The organism is Citrobacter freundii complex sp. CFNIH4 (assembly GCF_002934505.1).
GTDB lineage: Bacteria > Pseudomonadota > Gammaproteobacteria > Enterobacterales > Enterobacteriaceae > Citrobacter > Citrobacter freundii.
Window position 1 is genome coordinate 457,419 of the sequence record NZ_CP026231.1, and the last position, 17,250, is coordinate 474,668.

Below are 17,250 nucleotides of genomic sequence, written 5' to 3' on the forward strand. Positions count from 1 at the left end.
TCAAATTTAACTCTGTTTCAAAAATGTTTCAACGAAACGTTTAATACCGTTCCGTTGAAACATTAACATAATGTGTTATTTGAAGTTTTTATTACATTGTTATTTATAATGCATTGTTGTTAATGGTTTTATTGAAAAAAATTGCTCATAAAAATTTTTTGGCATACCCCTTGCTTTAAGTAAATCAACGAATGCTAACAAGTTGATAACAAGAGGACGGGATATGTCTCTACACTCCCCAGGGCTGGCGTTTCGCGCCGCGCTCAGCAAAGAAAATCCATTACAAATCGTGGGCACCATCAACGCCAATCACGCTCTGCTGGCCCAACGTGCCGGGTATCAGGCGATTTATCTCTCCGGCGGCGGCGTCGCGGCAGGGTCTCTGGGGCTGCCGGATCTCGGTATTTCAACCCTTGATGATGTGCTGACTGATATTCGTCGCATTACGGATGTTTGCCCGCTGCCATTGCTGGTGGATGCGGATATCGGGTTTGGATCGTCAGCGTTCAACGTGGCGCGTACCGTGAAGTCGATTTCCAAAGCGGGTGCTGCAGCGCTGCATATTGAAGATCAGATCGGCGCTAAGCGCTGCGGCCATCGCCCGAACAAAGCGATCGTCTCTAAAGAAGAGATGGTCGACAGGATCCGCGCCGCGGTGGATGCACGTACCGATCCCAACTTTGTCATCATGGCGCGGACCGATGCGCTGGCGGTGGAAGGGGTAGAGGCAGCCATCGATCGTGCCCAGGCGTACGTCGAAGCAGGCGCGGACATGCTGTTTCCGGAAGCCATCACCGAGCTTGCGATGTACCGCCAGTTTGCCGACGCGGTGCAGGTGCCGATCCTCGCCAACATTACCGAATTTGGCGCTACGCCGCTGTTCACCACCGATGAACTGCGCAGCGCAAACGTCGCGATGGCGCTGTATCCGCTGTCGGCTTTCCGCGCTATGAACCGCGCTGCGGAAAAGGTTTACAACGTGCTGCGTCAGGAAGGAACGCAAAAGAGCGTGATCGACATTATGCAGACGCGTAACGAGCTGTACGAAAGCATCAATTACTACCAGTTCGAAGAGAAACTCGACGCGTTGTATAGCAAAAAGTAACCGTCGTAGGCCGGATAAGGCACAGCCGCCATCCGGCAATAAATTTGTACCCTACATATTATAAAAATGACGAGGACAACATGAGCGACACAACGATCCTGCAAAATAGTACCCATGTCATTAAACCTAAAAAATCGGTTGCGCTGTCAGGCGTTGCCGCCGGAAATACCGCGCTGTGTACCGTAGGCAAAAGCGGTAACGACCTGCACTATCGCGGCTACGATATTCTCGACCTGGCGCAGCAGTGCGAATTTGAAGAAGTCGCGCATCTGCTGATCCACGGGAAATTACCCACCCGCGATGAACTCACCGCCTATAAAAGCAAACTCAAAGCGCTGCGCGGACTGCCCGCTAACGTACGCACCGTGCTGGAAGCGCTGCCTGCTGCCTCGCATCCGATGGATGTGATGCGCACCGGCGTCTCCGCGCTGGGCTGTACGCTGCCGGAAAAAGAAGGTCATACCGTCTCTGGCGCGCGCGATATTGCCGACAAGCTACTGGCATCGCTCAGTTCAATCCTTTTGTACTGGTATCACTACAGCCATAACGGCGAGCGTATTCAGCCAGAAACTGACGATGATTCCATTGGCGGTCACTTCCTGCACCTGCTGCATGGCGAAAAGCCTTCGCGAAGCTGGGAAAAAGCGATGCATATTTCGCTGGTGCTGTACGCCGAGCACGAATTTAACGCCTCCACCTTTACCAGCCGCGTGATTGCCGGGACCGGCTCCGATATGTATTCCGCGATTATCGGCGCGATTGGCGCACTGCGTGGACCGAAACACGGCGGGGCGAATGAAGTGTCGCTGGAGATCCAACAGCGCTACGAAACGCCGGACGAAGCCGAAGCGGATATCCGTAAACGCGTGGAAAACAAAGAAGTGGTGATTGGCTTTGGTCATCCGGTTTACACCATCGCCGACCCGCGCCATCAGGTGATCAAGCGCGTGGCGAAACAGCTTTCTCAGGAAGGTGGTTCGCTGAAAATGTACAACATCGCTGACCGTCTGGAAGACGTAATGTGGGAAACGAAAAAGATGTTCCCCAACCTCGACTGGTTCTCGGCGGTCTCTTACAACATGATGGGCGTTCCCACCGAAATGTTCACCCCGCTGTTTGTTATCGCCCGCGTCACCGGCTGGGCGGCGCACATCATCGAACAGCGCCAGGACAATAAAATTATCCGTCCTTCCGCCAACTATACCGGCCCGGAAGATCGCGAATTTGTCCCGATTGAAAAACGTTGCTAATTCAAAACCTCATACCCTAAATAATTCGAGTTGCATGAAGGCGGCAAGTGAGTGAATCCCCAGGAGCATAGCGAACTATGTGACTGGGGGGAGCGAGCGTAGCCAACGCGCATGCAGCATGAAGTATGACGGGTATAAAGATAAAAAACAGGAAATGTACCCTATGTCCGCACATATTTCGAACGTCCGCCCCGAATTTGACCGTGAAATCGTTGATATCGTTGATTACGTCATGAACTACGAGATCACCTCGAAGGTGGCGTATGACACTGCGCATTATTGCCTGCTTGATACCTTAGGCTGCGGCCTGGAAGCGCTGGAATATCCGGCCTGTAAAAAACTGCTGGGGCCGGTCGTCCCAGGTACAGTGGTACCGAACGGCGTGCGCGTACCTGGCACCCAGTTCCAGCTCGACCCGGTGCAGGCGGCGTTTAACATCGGTGCGATGATCCGCTGGCTGGACTTCAACGATACCTGGCTTGCCGCTGAGTGGGGTCATCCTTCTGATAACCTCGGCGGTATTTTGGCCACGGCTGACTGGCTGTCGCGTAATGCGGTGGCGGTGGGGAAAGCGCCGTTGACCATGAAAACGGTGCTGACCGGGATGATCAAAGCTCATGAGATTCAGGGCTGTATCGCGCTGGAAAACTCGTTTAACCGTGTTGGTCTCGATCACGTCCTGCTGGTAAAAGTGGCCTCCACGGCGGTGGTCGCTGAGATGCTTGGCCTGAACCGGGATGAAATTCTTAACGCCGTGTCGCTGGCGTGGGTCGACGGCCAGTCGCTGCGTACTTATCGCCATGCGCCAAATACCGGCACGCGTAAATCCTGGGCCGCAGGCGATGCGACCTCGCGCGCGGTACGTCTGGCATTGATGGCTAAAACCGGTGAGATGGGGTATCCGTCTGCGCTGACGGCGAAAACCTGGGGCTTCTATGACGTCTCTTTCAAAGGCGAATCTTTCCGCTTCCAGCGCCCGTACGGCTCTTATGTGATGGAAAACGTGCTGTTTAAAATCTCCTTCCCGGCCGAGTTCCACTCTCAGACCGCGGTAGAAGCGGCCATGACGCTGTACGAGCAGTTACAGGCCGCAGGTAAGACCGCTGCCGATATCGAAAAAGTGACCATTCGTACGCACGAAGCCTGTATCCGCATCATCGATAAAAAAGGCCCGCTGAATAACCCGGCGGACAGGGATCACTGTATCCAGTATATGGTGGCCATTCCGCTGCTGTTCGGGCGCTTAACGGCGGCAGATTACGAAGACGGCGTGGCGCAGGACAAACGCATTGATGCACTGCGCGAGAAGATCAACTGCTTCGAAGATCCGGCCTTTACCGCCGATTACCACGACCCTGAAAAACGCGCCATCGCCAACGCCATCACTCTGGAATTCACCGACGGCTCACGCTTTGAAGAAGTGGTAGTGGAATACCCAATCGGCCATGCGCGTCGTCGTACTGACGGCATGCCGAAGCTGGTCGAGAAGTTCAAAATCAACCTGGCGCGTCAGTTCCCGACCCGTCAGCAGCAGCGCATCCTGGATGTCTCCCTGGACAGAACTCGCCTGGAGCAGATGCCGGTCAATGAGTATATGGATCTCTTCATTATTTAAACCAGCGTGCAGCAAGGCGTAAGTTCAACAGGAGAGCATTATGTCTTATAGCGAGTTTTATCAACGTTCCATAACGCAACCTGAGTCGTTCTGGGCCGAGCAGGCCCAGCGTATTGACTGGCAGCAGCCGTATACGCAGGTACTGGACCACAGCAACCCGCCGTTTGCCCGCTGGTTTTGCGGCGGCACGACCAATCTGTGCCATAACGCCATCGACCGCTGGCTGGAGAAACAGCCTGACGCGCTGGCGCTGATTGCTGTGTCATCAGAAACTGAAGAAGAACGCACGTTTACCTTTCGTCAGCTGTATGACGAAGTGAACGTCGCGGCGGCGATGCTATTGTCGCTGGGCGTACAGCGTGGCGATCGGGTGCTGGTGTATATGCCGATGATCGCCGAAGCGCACATTACGCTGCTGGCCTGCGCACGCATTGGGGCAATTCATTCGGTGGTGTTCGGTGGTTTCGCCTCGCACAGCGTGGCGGCGCGCATCGACGACGCCAGACCGGTGGTTATCGTCTCGGCGGATGCCGGGGCGCGCGGGGGCAAGATCCTGCCGTATAAAAAGCTGCTCGATGATGCGATCGAACAGGCGCAGCACCGACCGCGTCATGTGGTGCTGGTCGATCGCGGTCTGGCGAAAATGGCGCGGGTCGAGGGACGTGACCTCGACTTTGCCGCCCTGCGCCAACAGCATCTCGGCGCGCGGGTACCAGTTGTCTGGCTGGAATCAAACGAAACATCCTGCATTCTCTATACCTCCGGGACAACCGGTAAACCGAAAGGCGTCCAGCGCGACGTTGGCGGCTATGCGGTCGCGCTGGCGACCTCGATGGACACCATTTTCGGCGGTAAAGCGGGCGGCGTGTTCTTCTGCGCGTCGGATATCGGCTGGGTAGTTGGGCATTCGTATATCGTGTATGCCCCGCTGCTGGCGGGGATGGCGACGGTGGTTTACGAAGGTCTGCCAACGTATCCGGACTGTGGTGTATGGTGGAAAATTGTTGAGAAGTATCAGGTCTGCCGGATGTTCTCCGCCCCGACCGCCATCCGCGTGCTGAAGAAATTCCCGACCGCGCAAATCCGTAATCACGATCTCTCCTCGCTGGAGGTGTTGTATCTGGCGGGGGAACCGCTGGACGAACCAACCGCCAGTTGGGTAACAGAAACGCTGGGCGTCCCGGTTATCGATAACTACTGGCAGACCGAATCCGGCTGGCCGATTATGGCAATTGCCCGCGGGCTGGACGACAGGCCGTCGCGTCTGGGCAGTCCCGGCGTGCCAATGTACGGCTACAACGTACAACTGCTCAATGAGGTGACCGGTGAACCTTGTGCGGCGAATGAGAAGGGTATGCTGGTGATTGAAGGGCCGCTGCCGCCGGGCTGTATCCAGACTATCTGGGGGGATGATGCGCGGTTTGTGAATACCTACTGGTCGCTGTTTTCTCGCCAGGTGTACGCCACCTTTGACTGGGGCATTCGTGACGCTGACGGCTATTACTTCATTCTGGGGCGTACGGATGACGTGATAAACGTGGCAGGACACCGGTTGGGGACGCGCGAGATCGAGGAGAGTATTTCCAGCTATCCGAACGTTGCCGAAGTGGCGGTAGTCGGCGTGAAGGACGCGCTGAAGGGGCAGGTAGCGGTCGCGTTTGTTATTCCGAAACAGAGCGACAGCCTTGAAGATCGCGACATCGCACATTCGGAAGAGAAGGCGATTATGGCGCTGGTGGACAGCCAGATTGGCAACTTTGGCCGTCCGGCACACGTCTGGTTTGTGTCGCAGTTGCCGAAAACACGTTCCGGTAAAATGCTCAGACGGACGATCCAGGCGATCTGCGAAGGCCGCGATCCCGGCGATCTGACGACCATTGACGATCCCGCGTCGTTACAGCAAATCCGTCAGGCGATCGAAGAGTAACATCGCGTGATGCCCGGTGGCGGAATGCTTACCGGGCCTACGTTCTAATCCACTTTCTTACACGGCCCGTGATAGTAATCAAACGGCGCATAAACCGTATCGGCCACGAACGATAACGGCACATCAACAAACAACAGCGCTAAATCGAAATAGTTATAATCGTAAGCGCCTGGGTTTTTTAGTTTATCAATATCATGATGCATACCCACGTAATAGGTATCTGAATTCTCGCCTGCCGTGCGTGCATCAATGCTGCCACATCCTGAAAGTAGTGCGCTGATAAAGAGCGCCGTTACCGCAATTGTCTTTCTGCTCATGCTATGACCTGGCTTCTCACCCCGTTTTACCATAACGGTAAAAAAGCGGTTTGTTGCCCGCAGAACTTAAACCTCCAGGTCAGGATGGTCGTGTGAAGATGACGCGTTGTAGGCCGGATAAACCACGTGAGTGGTGCATCCGGCAAAGATGCTTTCACAGCGCGACGCTTTCGCGACGACGCAGCAGGGAAAACGGCCCCGGCCCACTTAGGGTAAATACGGAAATCAGCGTGAAGCTCAGCGCAATGATCCCCAGCACCAGATAAGCTCCCTGGAAACCAATACTTTCATACATTTTTCCGGCCAGAACTGACATGAAAATCATTGCTAACTGTTTGAAGAAGCAGAAACACACCAGATAAATCGTCGCCGAGAAACGCACTTCAAACTGACTGGTGATGTATTTGAAGCAACCGACGATCAGGAACGGTATCTCAAACATATGCAACGTTTTGAGAATAACGACTTCCAGCGCAGTGGTGGCGAATGAGGAGCCAATAATCCTTACCGACATGATCGTACCAGCCAGCAGCAGGGCGTTCTTGCCGCCGATGCGATTCACAATCAGCGGCGCAAAGAACATGATTGAGGCGTTGAGTAATTCTCCCATCGTCGTGACGTAGCCAAACACGCGGGTACCCTGTTCGCCGGTGGCAAAGAACGAGGTAAAGAAGTTGGCGAACTGCTGGTCAAACACATCGTAAGTACAGGAAACGCCAACTACGTACAGGGAAAGGAACCAAAGTTTTGGTTGTTTAAATAACTCCAGCGCCAGCTTCAGGCTGAATGCCGAGTTATTGGCGCCTACCGCATCCGCGACTTTTGCAGAAGAGGGGGCATCTGTTTTTGAAAATAACAGCAGCAATGCCAAAATGACCGCGCAGCCGGAGCCTAACCAAAAGACAAATTGGTTATTGATGGTGAACATAATGCCGGCAATCGAGGCGCACAGCGCCCAGCCCACGCACCCAAACATGCGCGCGCGACCAAACTCAAAGTTGCTTCGGCGGCTGGCTTTTTCAATATAGGCTTCAATCGCCGGAGCGCCGGCATTGTAAATAAAGCCAAGGTAAATCCCACCGACAATTGAACCCAGTAAAATATTAACTTGTAATAACGGACCAAAAACGTAAATAAAGAACGGGGCAAACATTACCAGCATGCCGGTAATTACCCAAAGCAGATGTTTACGCAGGCCAAGCTTGTCGGAGAGCAGTCCGAAAATTGGCTGGAATAACAAAGAAAACAGTGAGATACAGGCGAAGATGATGCCGGTATCGCCTTTGCTGATATGGTTTACCTCGTGTAACCAGATGGGGAAGAAGGGGAAATACGCACCCATAATAAAAAAGTAAAAGAAGAAGAAAAAGCCGAACATCCAAAAGTTAGTGTTTTTTAAATAATACATAACAGACTTCCTATAAATGCGGGCAGGTTTGGGCCTGCCCAACTTATATTATTATTTTTGGCCCCAGATGAACTGGAAGTGGTAGCGTCCGGCGCTCAGCAGAAATTCCGGCGACACGGAAGGGCTCCACGAATCATCGCCGCCAACGCCCATATGGAAGCCATCAATATTGAGCCAGGTGCCCGCCTCAGGTTGCAGCAAATGGCGGTGGCTGGTTGCCATCAGTTGCTGCTGGCTAAAGCGGCTGATGTTGAACAGGAAGTCCCCACGCCACTGGTGCGCGCCGTAGTGCAGTTCGCGCGTGCCGCAGCGCAGACCGTTTTCACTTGGGAAAACATACGGGGTGTACATCTCATCAAGCGACAGATCCCAGCGATCAAAACAGGCGGCGCCCAGACGGTCCGGGTAGTTCTCATGTGGACCGAGACCTAACCAGTTCACTCGCTCTGCGACCTGCACTAACTGGCAGCTAAGGCCGATGCGGGCCGGATGCGGCGTACCGCTGGCAACGTCGACATCCACCGTTATCTGCATTTCACCCTTGCCGTCAATGCGGTAGCTTTTTCGGCTGATGAACAGCGTTTCGCCCTGATACTGCCACGCATGTTCAGTGGTGATCAGTACCGCATCGCTCAGCGTATTGGCAGCACAGTGCAGTAACGTTGCTTCAGCCTGATAGTGACCGGCGGCCTTCCAGCGTTCGACCCAGGCGTTCGGGTCGATGCGGGTTGACTCGCTCACGCCGATGTCGTTGTCCAGCGGGGCGCGGGTGAACTGGTCAGTAAGCGGAGTTAACAGTTGGGCTGAATCGCCAATCCAGTACTGTGTCAGCAGGCCAGACTGACGGTCGAATTGCCAGCGCTTGTTGTCGTTCTCAACGGTAAAGACGTTTTCGCTCACATTGAGCTGTGGCGCGGTGTGGGCAGACGGCAGTTGCGTCAGGCTGAGCTTCTCTTGAAGCTTCCATTGCTGCCAGGCGCTGATGTGCCCGGCGTCTGACCACGCGGTTGCATGAGGTTGTTCGACGCGCACCATCAGCCACAGCTGACCTGCGGTTTCCGGCATCGGGACATCTGGCAGGGTAATCACCTGGCGACCCTGTGGAGCGATATCCAGAACGATTTCTCCGGCGGCCAGCGGGTTGCCGTCCTGGGCAATAGACCAGTGCAGAACTTCGTTATCGCTGCGGCGGAACAGATATTCGCTGGTCACTTCAATCTGGCGTTCAGCGCCCGGCAGTAACGTGAACTGGAAAAACTGCTGTTCATGTTTGGCCTCGTATAACGCCGGGTGTGGGGTGCGATCGGCGAACACCAGCCCGTTCATGCAAAACTGACGATCGTTAGGTGTGTCGCCAAAATCGCCACCGTAGGCTGACCATGCTTTGTCGTTCTCATCATATTTGGTCAGCGACTGATCCACCCAGTCCCAGACAAATCCGCCCTGCAGGCGCGGATACTGACGGAACGCTTGCCAGTATTTGGCAAAGCCACCGAAACTGTTGCCCATGGCGTGGGCGTATTCGCAAAGGATCAGCGGACGGTGCTCGCCGGGCATCGACAGCCACTTTTTAATCGACCATTTGGGGACGGCGGGGAAGGGCTGATCTTGATCGACGCGGGCGTACATCGGGCAAATAATATCGGTCGCTGCGGTATTTGCGCCGCCGCCTTCATATTGTACCGGGCGTGACGGGTCTTCTGATTTTATCCAGCGGTAGAGCGCGTCGTGATTGACGCCATGGCCGGATTCATTGCCCAGAGACCAGATAATAATGCTCGGATGGTTGCGATCGCGCTGCACCATACGCGTGACACGCTGGCTCATGGCAGGCAACCATGCGGGATCGTCGGTGAGGCGATTCATCGGCACCATGCCGTGGGTTTCAATGCTGGCTTCGTCGACGACATACAGGCCGTAGCGATCGCACAGGGTGTACCACAGCGGGTGATTTGGGTAATGGGAGCAGCGCACGGCGTTGAAGTTATTCTGCTTCATCAGGATGATGTCTTGCACCATCGTCGCCTCATCCATCACCTGGCCGTTGATCGGATGGTGCTCATGGCGGTTGGTACCGCGAATCAACAGCGGCTTACCATTGAGTAACAGCAGTCCGTTTTCAATGCAAACCTGACGAAAGCCGACATCACAGGCCTCCGCTTCTATCAGCGCTCCGTCCGCGGTGCGCAACTGCACAACGGCGCGGTACAGATTGGGCGTTTCGGCACTCCACAGAGCCGGTTTTTCGACGTTCAGACACAGAGTCACCCGGTCATGATAAGCACCGCGTTCATCAATAATCTCGCTGCCGAGCGGGGAATTCGTTTCGGCTGTGAGCGTTTCTCCCTCCCACAATTGCAGGGCTACGCGTAAATCTTCGCTCTCGTTGCCCACTACTCTGACTTCCACTGCCAGCATGGCGCGGCTGAAGTCGTCGTTAAACCGGGTATTAATGCGCAGGTCGCGAATTTGCGTTGTGGGCTTATGCAGCAAAGATACGTCGCGAAAAATACCGCTCATGCGCCACATATCCTGGTCTTCCAGATAGCTGCCATCGCTCCAGCGCAGCACCATCACCGCCAGACGGTTTTCGCCGTGCTGCAGATAATCGCTAAGATCGAATTCAGATGGCAGGCGGCTGTCCTGTCCGTAGCCGACCCAGCGGCCGTTGCACCACAAATGAAATGCGGAGTTCACGCCGTCAAAAATAATGCGCGTCTGACCCTCATCTAACCAGGCATCGTCAATATGAAATGTGAGCGAGTAACATCCCGTCGGGTTCTGTGCCGGAACGTACGGAGGGTTAACCGGGATTGGGTAGGTGACGTTGGTATAAATTGGCGCATCGTAACCGTCCATCTGCCAGTTCGAGGGGACGTTGACAGTATCAGCTTGTGGCAGATCGCTTGTCAGCCAGCTTTCCGGCACAGCCTCCGGCGCGGCAAACCAGGCAAATTGCCACCGGCCATTCAGCGAGCGTAACTGACTCGAACGCTTATTAGTACGTGCGTCATCTGCTGAACGCCAGCTACAGAACGGTGGATGCGCCTCCAGGCGGTTGAGCTGCGTGACGCCGGGATTTTCCCAGTCACGGCGGGCCAGAACAGCGGAGAGTGAATCTGTGTTCAGGTTCATAACGGTATCCTGTTTGAATTTGTTATACGCTCACAATTTCAATCAAAATACGGATAAGCGATCCCAACTGTAAAGGCTGGGGCGTTCAATGAGTGAACTGACTCACACAATTGTTGTGCGTTCACAATTTGGGTGCGAGCTGAGAAACTTGCCGCGCGAGCTGGATCAATGAATCGGCCAGCGCCTGGGGAGAGATAGTTTGCGTATTGGGTGGCAGAACCGTTTTGCGCTTAACCAGGGTGACGGGCAGCAGTTGGTTGCCCACGGTTGATTCGCCACGGGGAAGTTGCAGCAGCCTGTCGACGCTGGTTTCACCCAATAACGGAAAATCTTGCCTGATGGTGGTCAGCGGTGGAATGTAGCAGGCGCTGTCTTCGGTATCATCGTAGCCAATCACCGAGATATCTACCGCCACCCGCAGACCGAACTCGCTGATTGCGCGCATCGCGCCCAGCGCCATTTGATCGTTAGCGACCAGCATGGCGGTAGGGAGGTTACCGTTATTCAGCATATGCATCGTTTGTTGAAAACCAGACATCGCGCTCCAGTCGCCTTCCAGCTCCACAACGGGTTGTAGCTGGTAATGTGCCAGATACTTGTGCCAGCCCGAACGGCGAAGCCTTGCCGAAACGGAAGTGTGCGGCCCGCTCAGCAGGGCGATACGCTGATGTCCGTACTGCACCAGATGTTCAACGCCGAGGCGCGCGCCGTCGTCATGCGAGAAAATCACGCTGTTAATTGGCGTCAGGTCAGAGACATCGAGAAACAGCACCGGCACCGTACCGCAGGCGGCGGCCACGGCAATGGCGTCTTCTTCATCCAGCGGATAGTTGATGATAAGCCCGGTTACGCGCTGAGAAAGCAGGTTGTGGACCGCGGCTTTACATGCCTCAACGCCGCTGCGCTCGACCATGGCGATCACCACGCTGGCACCGGACTGGTCGGCACGGGATTTTATGGCGGCAACGATTTGTGAGGGGGCATGCAGGGCAAGGTTCGCCGTCACAACGCCAATCAGCGGCGTCTGTTTGCCAGCCAGCTGCTGTGCGACGCGGCTAGGGATGTAATTGAGTTCCGCCATCGCGGCCTCAACTTTTTGTCGGGTTTTTGCGGAAACGTGGCTGGCCTGATTAACGACGCGCGAGACGGTCTGGTAAGAGACACCTGCATGGTCTGCCACATCGTATAGCGTTACCGGTTTCACGTTTATCACCCCTGTCATGACGTTATCTGCGCGCTATGATGCCACAGCGGGACGGTTTTGGGGGATTTACGCATAGGTTCTGCGAGGCGCATTCCAGGGTTGCGGATCGTGTGCTGGAGCATTTATCGTCGTTCTTCTTAACAGAAGAAAAAAGTGAGGACATTGTGAGCGACTCTGCGGCAAATAATATTCTGTCCATCTACCGACGTCATGCGGATGCCTTTGCCAGCCAGCGCTCGCGCACCTTGTTCGAGAAAAGCTGGCTCGATAAATTCATTTCCGTGATGGGCGGGCAGGGCAGCATTGTGGATATTGGCTGCGGCAACGGTCAGCCGATTGCCGGTTATTTTATCCAGCAAGGTTTTCAGCTTACCGGCGTTGATGGTTCTCCGGCGATGCTGGCGCGGGCCCGAAACACTTTTCCCGCACAGCGCTGGCTGGAGCAGGATATGCGCGAACTGGCACTCAATGAGACTTTCGATGGTCTGATCGCCTGGGACAGTTTTTTCCATTTAACTCAGCAGGACCAGCAAAAGATGTTCCCGATTTTTGACCGCCTCAGCCATCCCGGCAGCGCGCTGATGTTTACCAGCGGTACGGACAATGGCATCGCGATGGGGCAATTTGAGGGTGAGCCGCTGTTTCACGCCAGCCTCGCGCCGGACGAATACCGCGCATTGCTGTCAGCGCATGGCTTTGCGGTGGTCGAGATGGTGATGGAAGATCCGCACTGCGCCGGGCACACTGTCTGGCTGGCGCAAAAAAGAGGCTAATCGCCGCGAAAGGTTTTACGCCATTCAGCCGGGCTAACACCAAAGTGGGATTTAAAATGCTGACGCCAGGTGACAGGCGACTGAAAACCAACCTGTTCTGCAATGCGTTCAACGGGTAACTGGCTGGACTCCAGCAACGTCTGGCTACGGCGCAGGCGCTCGGCAATCAACCATTCGGCTACGCTTGACCCGGTGGCCTTCATAAAATGACGAGTGAGGGTACGACGGCTCATCATCACTCGCTGCGCCAGCTCGTCGAGATTATGCGGTTCGTGGAGATGCTGGCGCAAATAGTCGAGCAGGGCGTTGATGCGCTGATCCTGGGTATTTTTCGCTACCGGTTGTTCGATAAACTGTGCCTGGCCGCCCTCGCGATGTGGCGGCACAATCATCCGTCGGGCAATCTGATTCGCCACCGTGCTGCCAAAACGCTGGCGGATGACGTACAGGCAGCAATCCAGCGCGGCGGCGGTCCCTGCCGAGGTAATAATACCGTCGTCATCCACGTATAGCGCGTTGATATCCAGACGGGCCGCCGGAAAGCGCGCCTGAAAATCCTGCTCGAACTCCCAGTGCGTAGCTGCCCGTTTGCCATCCAGCAGACCGGCATAGCCGAGAACAAACGCGCCCAGACATAACCCAACAATTTGCGCGCCGTTTTGTCGTGCGCGGTTGAGCGCATCAAGCAGGCTTTGTGGTGGTCGATGTGTCGTGGTGCCCCACCAGGGGATCACTACAATGTCGGCGGCCTCCACTGCTTCATAGCCGTAGGCTGCGGTAATGGCGAAGCCATCCTGCGAGGAAACTATGCCCGGCTGTTCGGCGCACAGTTGTACCTCAAAGCGCTTTTTCGCCGCCACTTTGTCACTGAAAATAATGCACGGCACTGAGAAGTGAAACGGGCTGAAATCTTCCACGGCGACAATGGCGACGTTAAGCGGTTGCATACGATTCCTCTGTGGAGTTTAAAACGTCAGGGTTTCGCCATCTTCCGGCACGTTAATGAATTGCGCAATCTGGTTGTCGCGGGCGTACTCTTTCAAGGCCGCGCGGGTCAGCAGACAGTGGTTAATCGCCTCCATGTGGGTCGCCACAATTTGTGCCTCAGGTAGTACGAAGTGGGTTTTTAGCACATCTTCCGCGCCCATGATAATTGGGCCAAACCCGATAACGTGGGCAAAGCCTGCGTTCAGAATGACCACGCCTGGTTGAAAAGTCCGCATGTTGGTTTCCACCTCGTCGCGCCAAATGGTGTCCCCGACCAGATACAGCGTTTTTTCCGCCGGATGCTGGAAGATAACCCCGCAGGCATCACCCAGACGCTCAGCCATTTGCGGGATGGCGTAAGCGCGATCCGAACCGTGCTGGCCGCCGGTTTTACGCAGGGTGATATCACCAAGCGCGGTGTTTTGCGTCAGTACGGTCAGTTGCGTGAAACCTTGTTCCCGCAGTACCTGCGCATCGCGATCGTTTTGCACATAAATCGGTTTGTCTTTCGGCACGACACGAGCCGCTGCTTCATCCCAGTGGTCTTCATGCAGATGGGTCACGATCAGCGCATCAACGTTGAGCAGCCTGTCGATATCGACAGGCAGATCAACGGTCGGGTTGCGGATCTCGGCGCGAGCCGTTCCGGCAAAGCCCGGATAAGTACCTTTATCCGCTAGCATCGGATCAATCAGAAAAGTTTTACCGCCAAAGGTGATTTGCTGCGTGGCGTTACGGATTTGCGTGATGTTCATGATGTTTGCTCCACGTGTTGGATCAGTGGCGTCATCGTAGAGTGTTGTCCAGAAGATGAATGTGGGCAAATGGGCGACTAGCGATGGGATTGGGCCAATAGCAGATTACATATATCAATTATGTAATTAAAGTAATTTAATATTTCCTTTGTAGCTCGTTATTTAATTCGCAGCCATTATCTCGAAATGAATAAGAGTGCTGTTACTTAAATACGGAAAAATTTATTAAATACGAAGTGGTGCCAGAAAACATTATTGATATATGTAATGCATAGTGACCAATAAAACAGATCGCGAACCATGAAATAAGAATGCTATCATTCACATCAGACGCGGCAGGCAACTGCTGGCACACGCATATCCCCCCGGAGCAACTGATGAACAACGACATTCCGCTTAAATATTATGATATCGCCGACGAGTACGCGACCGAGGCCGCAAAGCCGGTGAGCGACACAGAACGTGACGCGCTGGCGCACTACTTCCAGCAGTTGATTACCCGTTTGATGAACAACGAAGAGATCAGCGAAGAAGCGCAGCAGGAGATGGCAACCGTGGCCGGTGTCGACGCTCAGCGTATCGATGATATCGCGGAGTTCCTCAATCGTTGGGGTAACGAGTAGCCAAAGGTATGGCCTGTGTTTTACACTGCGCGCAAATTGAGTAGGTATACTCTACGAGTAATAGGTTTAATCAGGCGGAAACAGCAATGAACGGAACAATCACAACGTGGTTTAAAGATAAAGGCTTTGGATTTATCAAAGATGAAAACGGCGACAATCGCTATTTTCATGTGATTAAGGTTGCTAATCCTGAGCTGATCAAGAAAGACGCGGCGGTGACTTTTGAGCCCACCACCAATAACAAAGGCTTGTCTGCCTACGCGGTAAAAGTCATACCAGACAGCAAGTACATCTATATCGCAGGCGAGCGTCTGAAGCTCACCTCGATCAAGTCATTCCTGGTCTACAGTGAAGAAGTCCCTGTAGAGACCCGTATCGACAAAGAAAATGCAGTGCTGTCTGTCGGCGTGCTGATGAACAGCATCCGACCAAAATCAGACGTGAAGCCTGGTGAAATGCGCACGCTGAAAAAGCTGGCTATCACCACCTTCCAGGGCACGACGCTGATTTTCTCTGAAGATGAAATCGACATTGACGAGACGGTGAAACTGCTTAAGGTCTGAAGCCCTTCAGAGTCAATGAATGCCGAAACGCTGCTCTTTTCAGAACGGGTTTCGGTTTAGTATTGTGTGAATGGGTTGAAATAAGAATAGCTTTCTTTGACAACCCTAATCACACTTGCAGCAGCATAAGAATGCTTTTGATTATATTGAATTGTTTTGTAAGCATTCCAGATGATACAGTTATCCCGAAAGTGACTAAACCGAGGTCTGATGCTTACCTCATTATGAGAACATAAATGTCTGTCGGAATTGATCACTTCGTAATGAGTTTATATGAATTTTTCGGGCGAAAGATGAAAATATATAAAATAGTGATCATTATAGCGGGTTTGTTTGTTTTGCAGGGTTGTGATAGTCAGGAAACGAAAGTTAAAAAATTACTAAAGTGTGGTTTGGCAGTTAATGAGATAGGTAATTCCCTGGCACAAGAAAATTACGAAAAAAACGGTGTCACGGCTATATTTGGCCGCTCACCACCGCATATTAGCTCTTATGACATGATGAGAATAGGTCAGGATGCCAGAGATGAGTTATGGATGAATGGCCGAAACCGTAGAGGAGAGGCCCAAAGAATAATTGAAGAGTATGAAGAGAGCTACTGTGTTGACATACACCAGGTTCCGGATGATGAAAATATTAAAAAATTAAAATTGATGTTGCGATTATGAAAAGCAGAAGGAGAGACTATTGACGCCACTCTTTATTGATATGGCCCTGGCCTCTTTACAAGAGACCAGGTTCAGCATCTGGCTACTTAAGCTTGCCTCGTAATCCTTCATAGACATCCAGTGCTTTCTGCACATTTGCCTCGTCCATCGATATCTCTGAGAAGTCGATAAACCAGGTACCGGAGCTATGTTTATTAATGACAAAGAGCTTTTTGCTCTGAACAACACGATACTCAACATCGTATTCTTTGTTAAACGTTGAGCCTGTATCAGGAATGGTGAACGTTGTTGTTACACCTGAATCATTTGGATCCCATTTTAAGAAGCCAGAATAAAGTGTGATCCAGTTTTCAAGATTGCTTTTCGTGACATAGCCGAATTGGGTAACCACATTACCGCCGTTATAAATAACGATCATTGCATAATCGCCATCGTCGTCGAGGCGTAAAGTCCCATGGAAAGCATCATTATATTTAGGATCTTTTGGCAGCTGAATATCGATGCCCGTTTTGTACTGTGTCCAGGGGTAGTAAAAGGCTGGTTTGCCTGGTGTGGAGCATCCTGTTAAAAACATAATTAATAGTAAACCAAGTACTTTCTTCATTACCTATCCTATTTCTTAATTATGATGTGACCGTTGGATTTACCACGCCATCCATCAATATGTAACGTGCTTCCTGTCGTGTGTATTGATCAATTAACGGTACAAGTCGTCGGAAATGCTCACTGGCACAATGTTCATCGAGAGCCGCGTGGTTTGGCCATTCTTCGATAAAAATAAAATGACCCGGATCTTTTTCATCAATATAGAGGTCGTAAGCAATACAATGCGGTTCTTTCTTCGTTGCCGATATTAGGGAAGGTGCGAACAAGTTCCTGATATGAGATCATCATATTCATCCGGAGCGCATCCCAGAGGG

At 53.1% G+C, this 17,250-nt stretch carries 16 protein-coding genes; 8 read left to right on the top strand and 8 right to left on the bottom strand.

From position 1 onward, the window contains the following. Positions 1-223 precede the first annotated feature (223 nt). The 4 genes from prpB to prpE all read left to right on the top strand — a co-directional run bounded on the left by prpB (position 224) and on the right by prpE (position 5,897). Positions 224-1,105, top strand: a complete 882-nt coding sequence (gene prpB, locus C2U41_RS02380) for a methylisocitrate lyase (RefSeq protein WP_103849219.1) — start codon at positions 224-226, stop codon at positions 1,103-1,105. A gap of 80 nt (positions 1,106-1,185) precedes the next feature. Next, the gene (prpC, locus tag C2U41_RS02385; RefSeq protein ID WP_003838667.1) at positions 1,186-2,355 is read left to right on the top strand and encodes a bifunctional 2-methylcitrate synthase/citrate synthase; all 1,170 of its coding nucleotides are present in this window, start codon (positions 1,186-1,188) and stop codon (positions 2,353-2,355) included. A 163-nt stretch (positions 2,356-2,518) separates the two neighbouring features. After that, a complete protein-coding gene (locus tag C2U41_RS02390; protein WP_016149668.1) occupies positions 2,519-3,970 on the top strand; it encodes a bifunctional 2-methylcitrate dehydratase/aconitate hydratase in 1,452 nt (483 codons plus the stop codon). Positions 3,971-4,010: 40 nt separating this feature from the next. Further along, on the top strand, positions 4,011-5,897 hold the full coding sequence (prpE, locus tag C2U41_RS02395) for a propionate--CoA ligase (protein ID WP_003838664.1): 1,887 nt from the start codon (positions 4,011-4,013) through the stop codon (positions 5,895-5,897). 44 nt (positions 5,898-5,941) lie between these two features. Here prpE and C2U41_RS02400 read toward each other — a convergent pair whose 3' ends face one another. The 4 genes from C2U41_RS02400 to C2U41_RS02415 form a co-directional block, all read right to left on the bottom strand. Then, positions 5,942-6,214: a YceK/YidQ family lipoprotein gene (locus C2U41_RS02400; protein WP_103849220.1), complete on the bottom strand. Its 273-nt coding sequence runs from the start codon at positions 6,212-6,214 to the stop codon at positions 5,942-5,944. 154 nt (positions 6,215-6,368) lie between these two features. Then, positions 6,369-7,622, bottom strand: coding sequence for an MFS transporter (locus C2U41_RS02405; protein WP_003847667.1), 1,254 nt, complete (start codon positions 7,620-7,622; stop codon positions 6,369-6,371). Positions 7,623-7,673: 51 nt separating this feature from the next. Next, positions 7,674-10,757 (bottom strand): beta-galactosidase, encoded by a 3,084-nt coding sequence (locus tag C2U41_RS02410; protein WP_103849221.1) that lies wholly within the window; start codon positions 10,755-10,757, stop codon positions 7,674-7,676. Positions 10,758-10,878: 121 nt separating this feature from the next. Continuing rightward, positions 10,879-11,961 (bottom strand): LacI family DNA-binding transcriptional regulator, encoded by a 1,083-nt coding sequence (locus C2U41_RS02415; RefSeq protein WP_103849222.1) that lies wholly within the window; start codon positions 11,959-11,961, stop codon positions 10,879-10,881. A 164-nt stretch (positions 11,962-12,125) separates the two neighbouring features. On the opposite strand from C2U41_RS02415, the gene C2U41_RS02420 reads away from it, so the two are divergent. Beyond that, positions 12,126-12,734, top strand: a complete 609-nt coding sequence (locus C2U41_RS02420; protein ID WP_088902679.1) for a class I SAM-dependent DNA methyltransferase — start codon at positions 12,126-12,128, stop codon at positions 12,732-12,734. On the opposite strand, the gene C2U41_RS02425 is transcribed toward C2U41_RS02420, so the two are convergent. After that, positions 12,731-13,681 carry a GlxA family transcriptional regulator gene (locus C2U41_RS02425; RefSeq protein ID WP_016149672.1) on the bottom strand — a complete coding sequence of 317 codons (951 nt, stop codon included), beginning with the start codon at positions 13,679-13,681 and terminating at the stop codon, positions 12,731-12,733. The two genes, C2U41_RS02420 and C2U41_RS02425, sit on opposite strands and share 4 nt — an antisense overlap. Positions 13,682-13,699: 18 nt before the next feature. Beyond that, positions 13,700-14,476 (bottom strand): MBL fold metallo-hydrolase, encoded by a 777-nt coding sequence (locus C2U41_RS02430; protein ID WP_048233145.1) that lies wholly within the window; start codon positions 14,474-14,476, stop codon positions 13,700-13,702. Between the two features lie 377 nt (positions 14,477-14,853). Here C2U41_RS02430 and C2U41_RS02435 point away from each other — a divergent pair, with 377 nt between their 5' ends. From C2U41_RS02435 to C2U41_RS02445, 3 genes are all read left to right on the top strand, one after another. Next, the gene (locus C2U41_RS02435; protein WP_003021350.1) at positions 14,854-15,099 is read left to right on the top strand and encodes a YmjA family protein; all 246 of its coding nucleotides are present in this window, start codon (positions 14,854-14,856) and stop codon (positions 15,097-15,099) included. A gap of 86 nt (positions 15,100-15,185) precedes the next feature. After that, positions 15,186-15,662 carry a cold-shock protein gene (locus C2U41_RS02440; protein WP_003021353.1) on the top strand — a complete coding sequence of 159 codons (477 nt, stop codon included), beginning with the start codon at positions 15,186-15,188 and terminating at the stop codon, positions 15,660-15,662. 236 nt (positions 15,663-15,898) lie between these two features. After that, positions 15,899-16,330: a hypothetical protein gene (locus C2U41_RS02445; RefSeq protein WP_003838647.1), complete on the top strand. Its 432-nt coding sequence runs from the start codon at positions 15,899-15,901 to the stop codon at positions 16,328-16,330. An 82-nt stretch (positions 16,331-16,412) separates the two neighbouring features. Here C2U41_RS02445 and C2U41_RS02450 read toward each other — a convergent pair whose 3' ends face one another. Next, positions 16,413-16,934, bottom strand: coding sequence for a hypothetical protein (locus C2U41_RS02450; RefSeq protein WP_003838645.1), 522 nt, complete (start codon positions 16,932-16,934; stop codon positions 16,413-16,415). A 19-nt stretch (positions 16,935-16,953) separates the two neighbouring features. Beyond that, on the bottom strand, positions 16,954-17,211 hold the full coding sequence (locus C2U41_RS02455; RefSeq protein ID WP_374755700.1) for a putative quinol monooxygenase: 258 nt from the start codon (positions 17,209-17,211) through the stop codon (positions 16,954-16,956). Between the last annotated feature and the right edge of the window lie 39 nt (positions 17,212-17,250).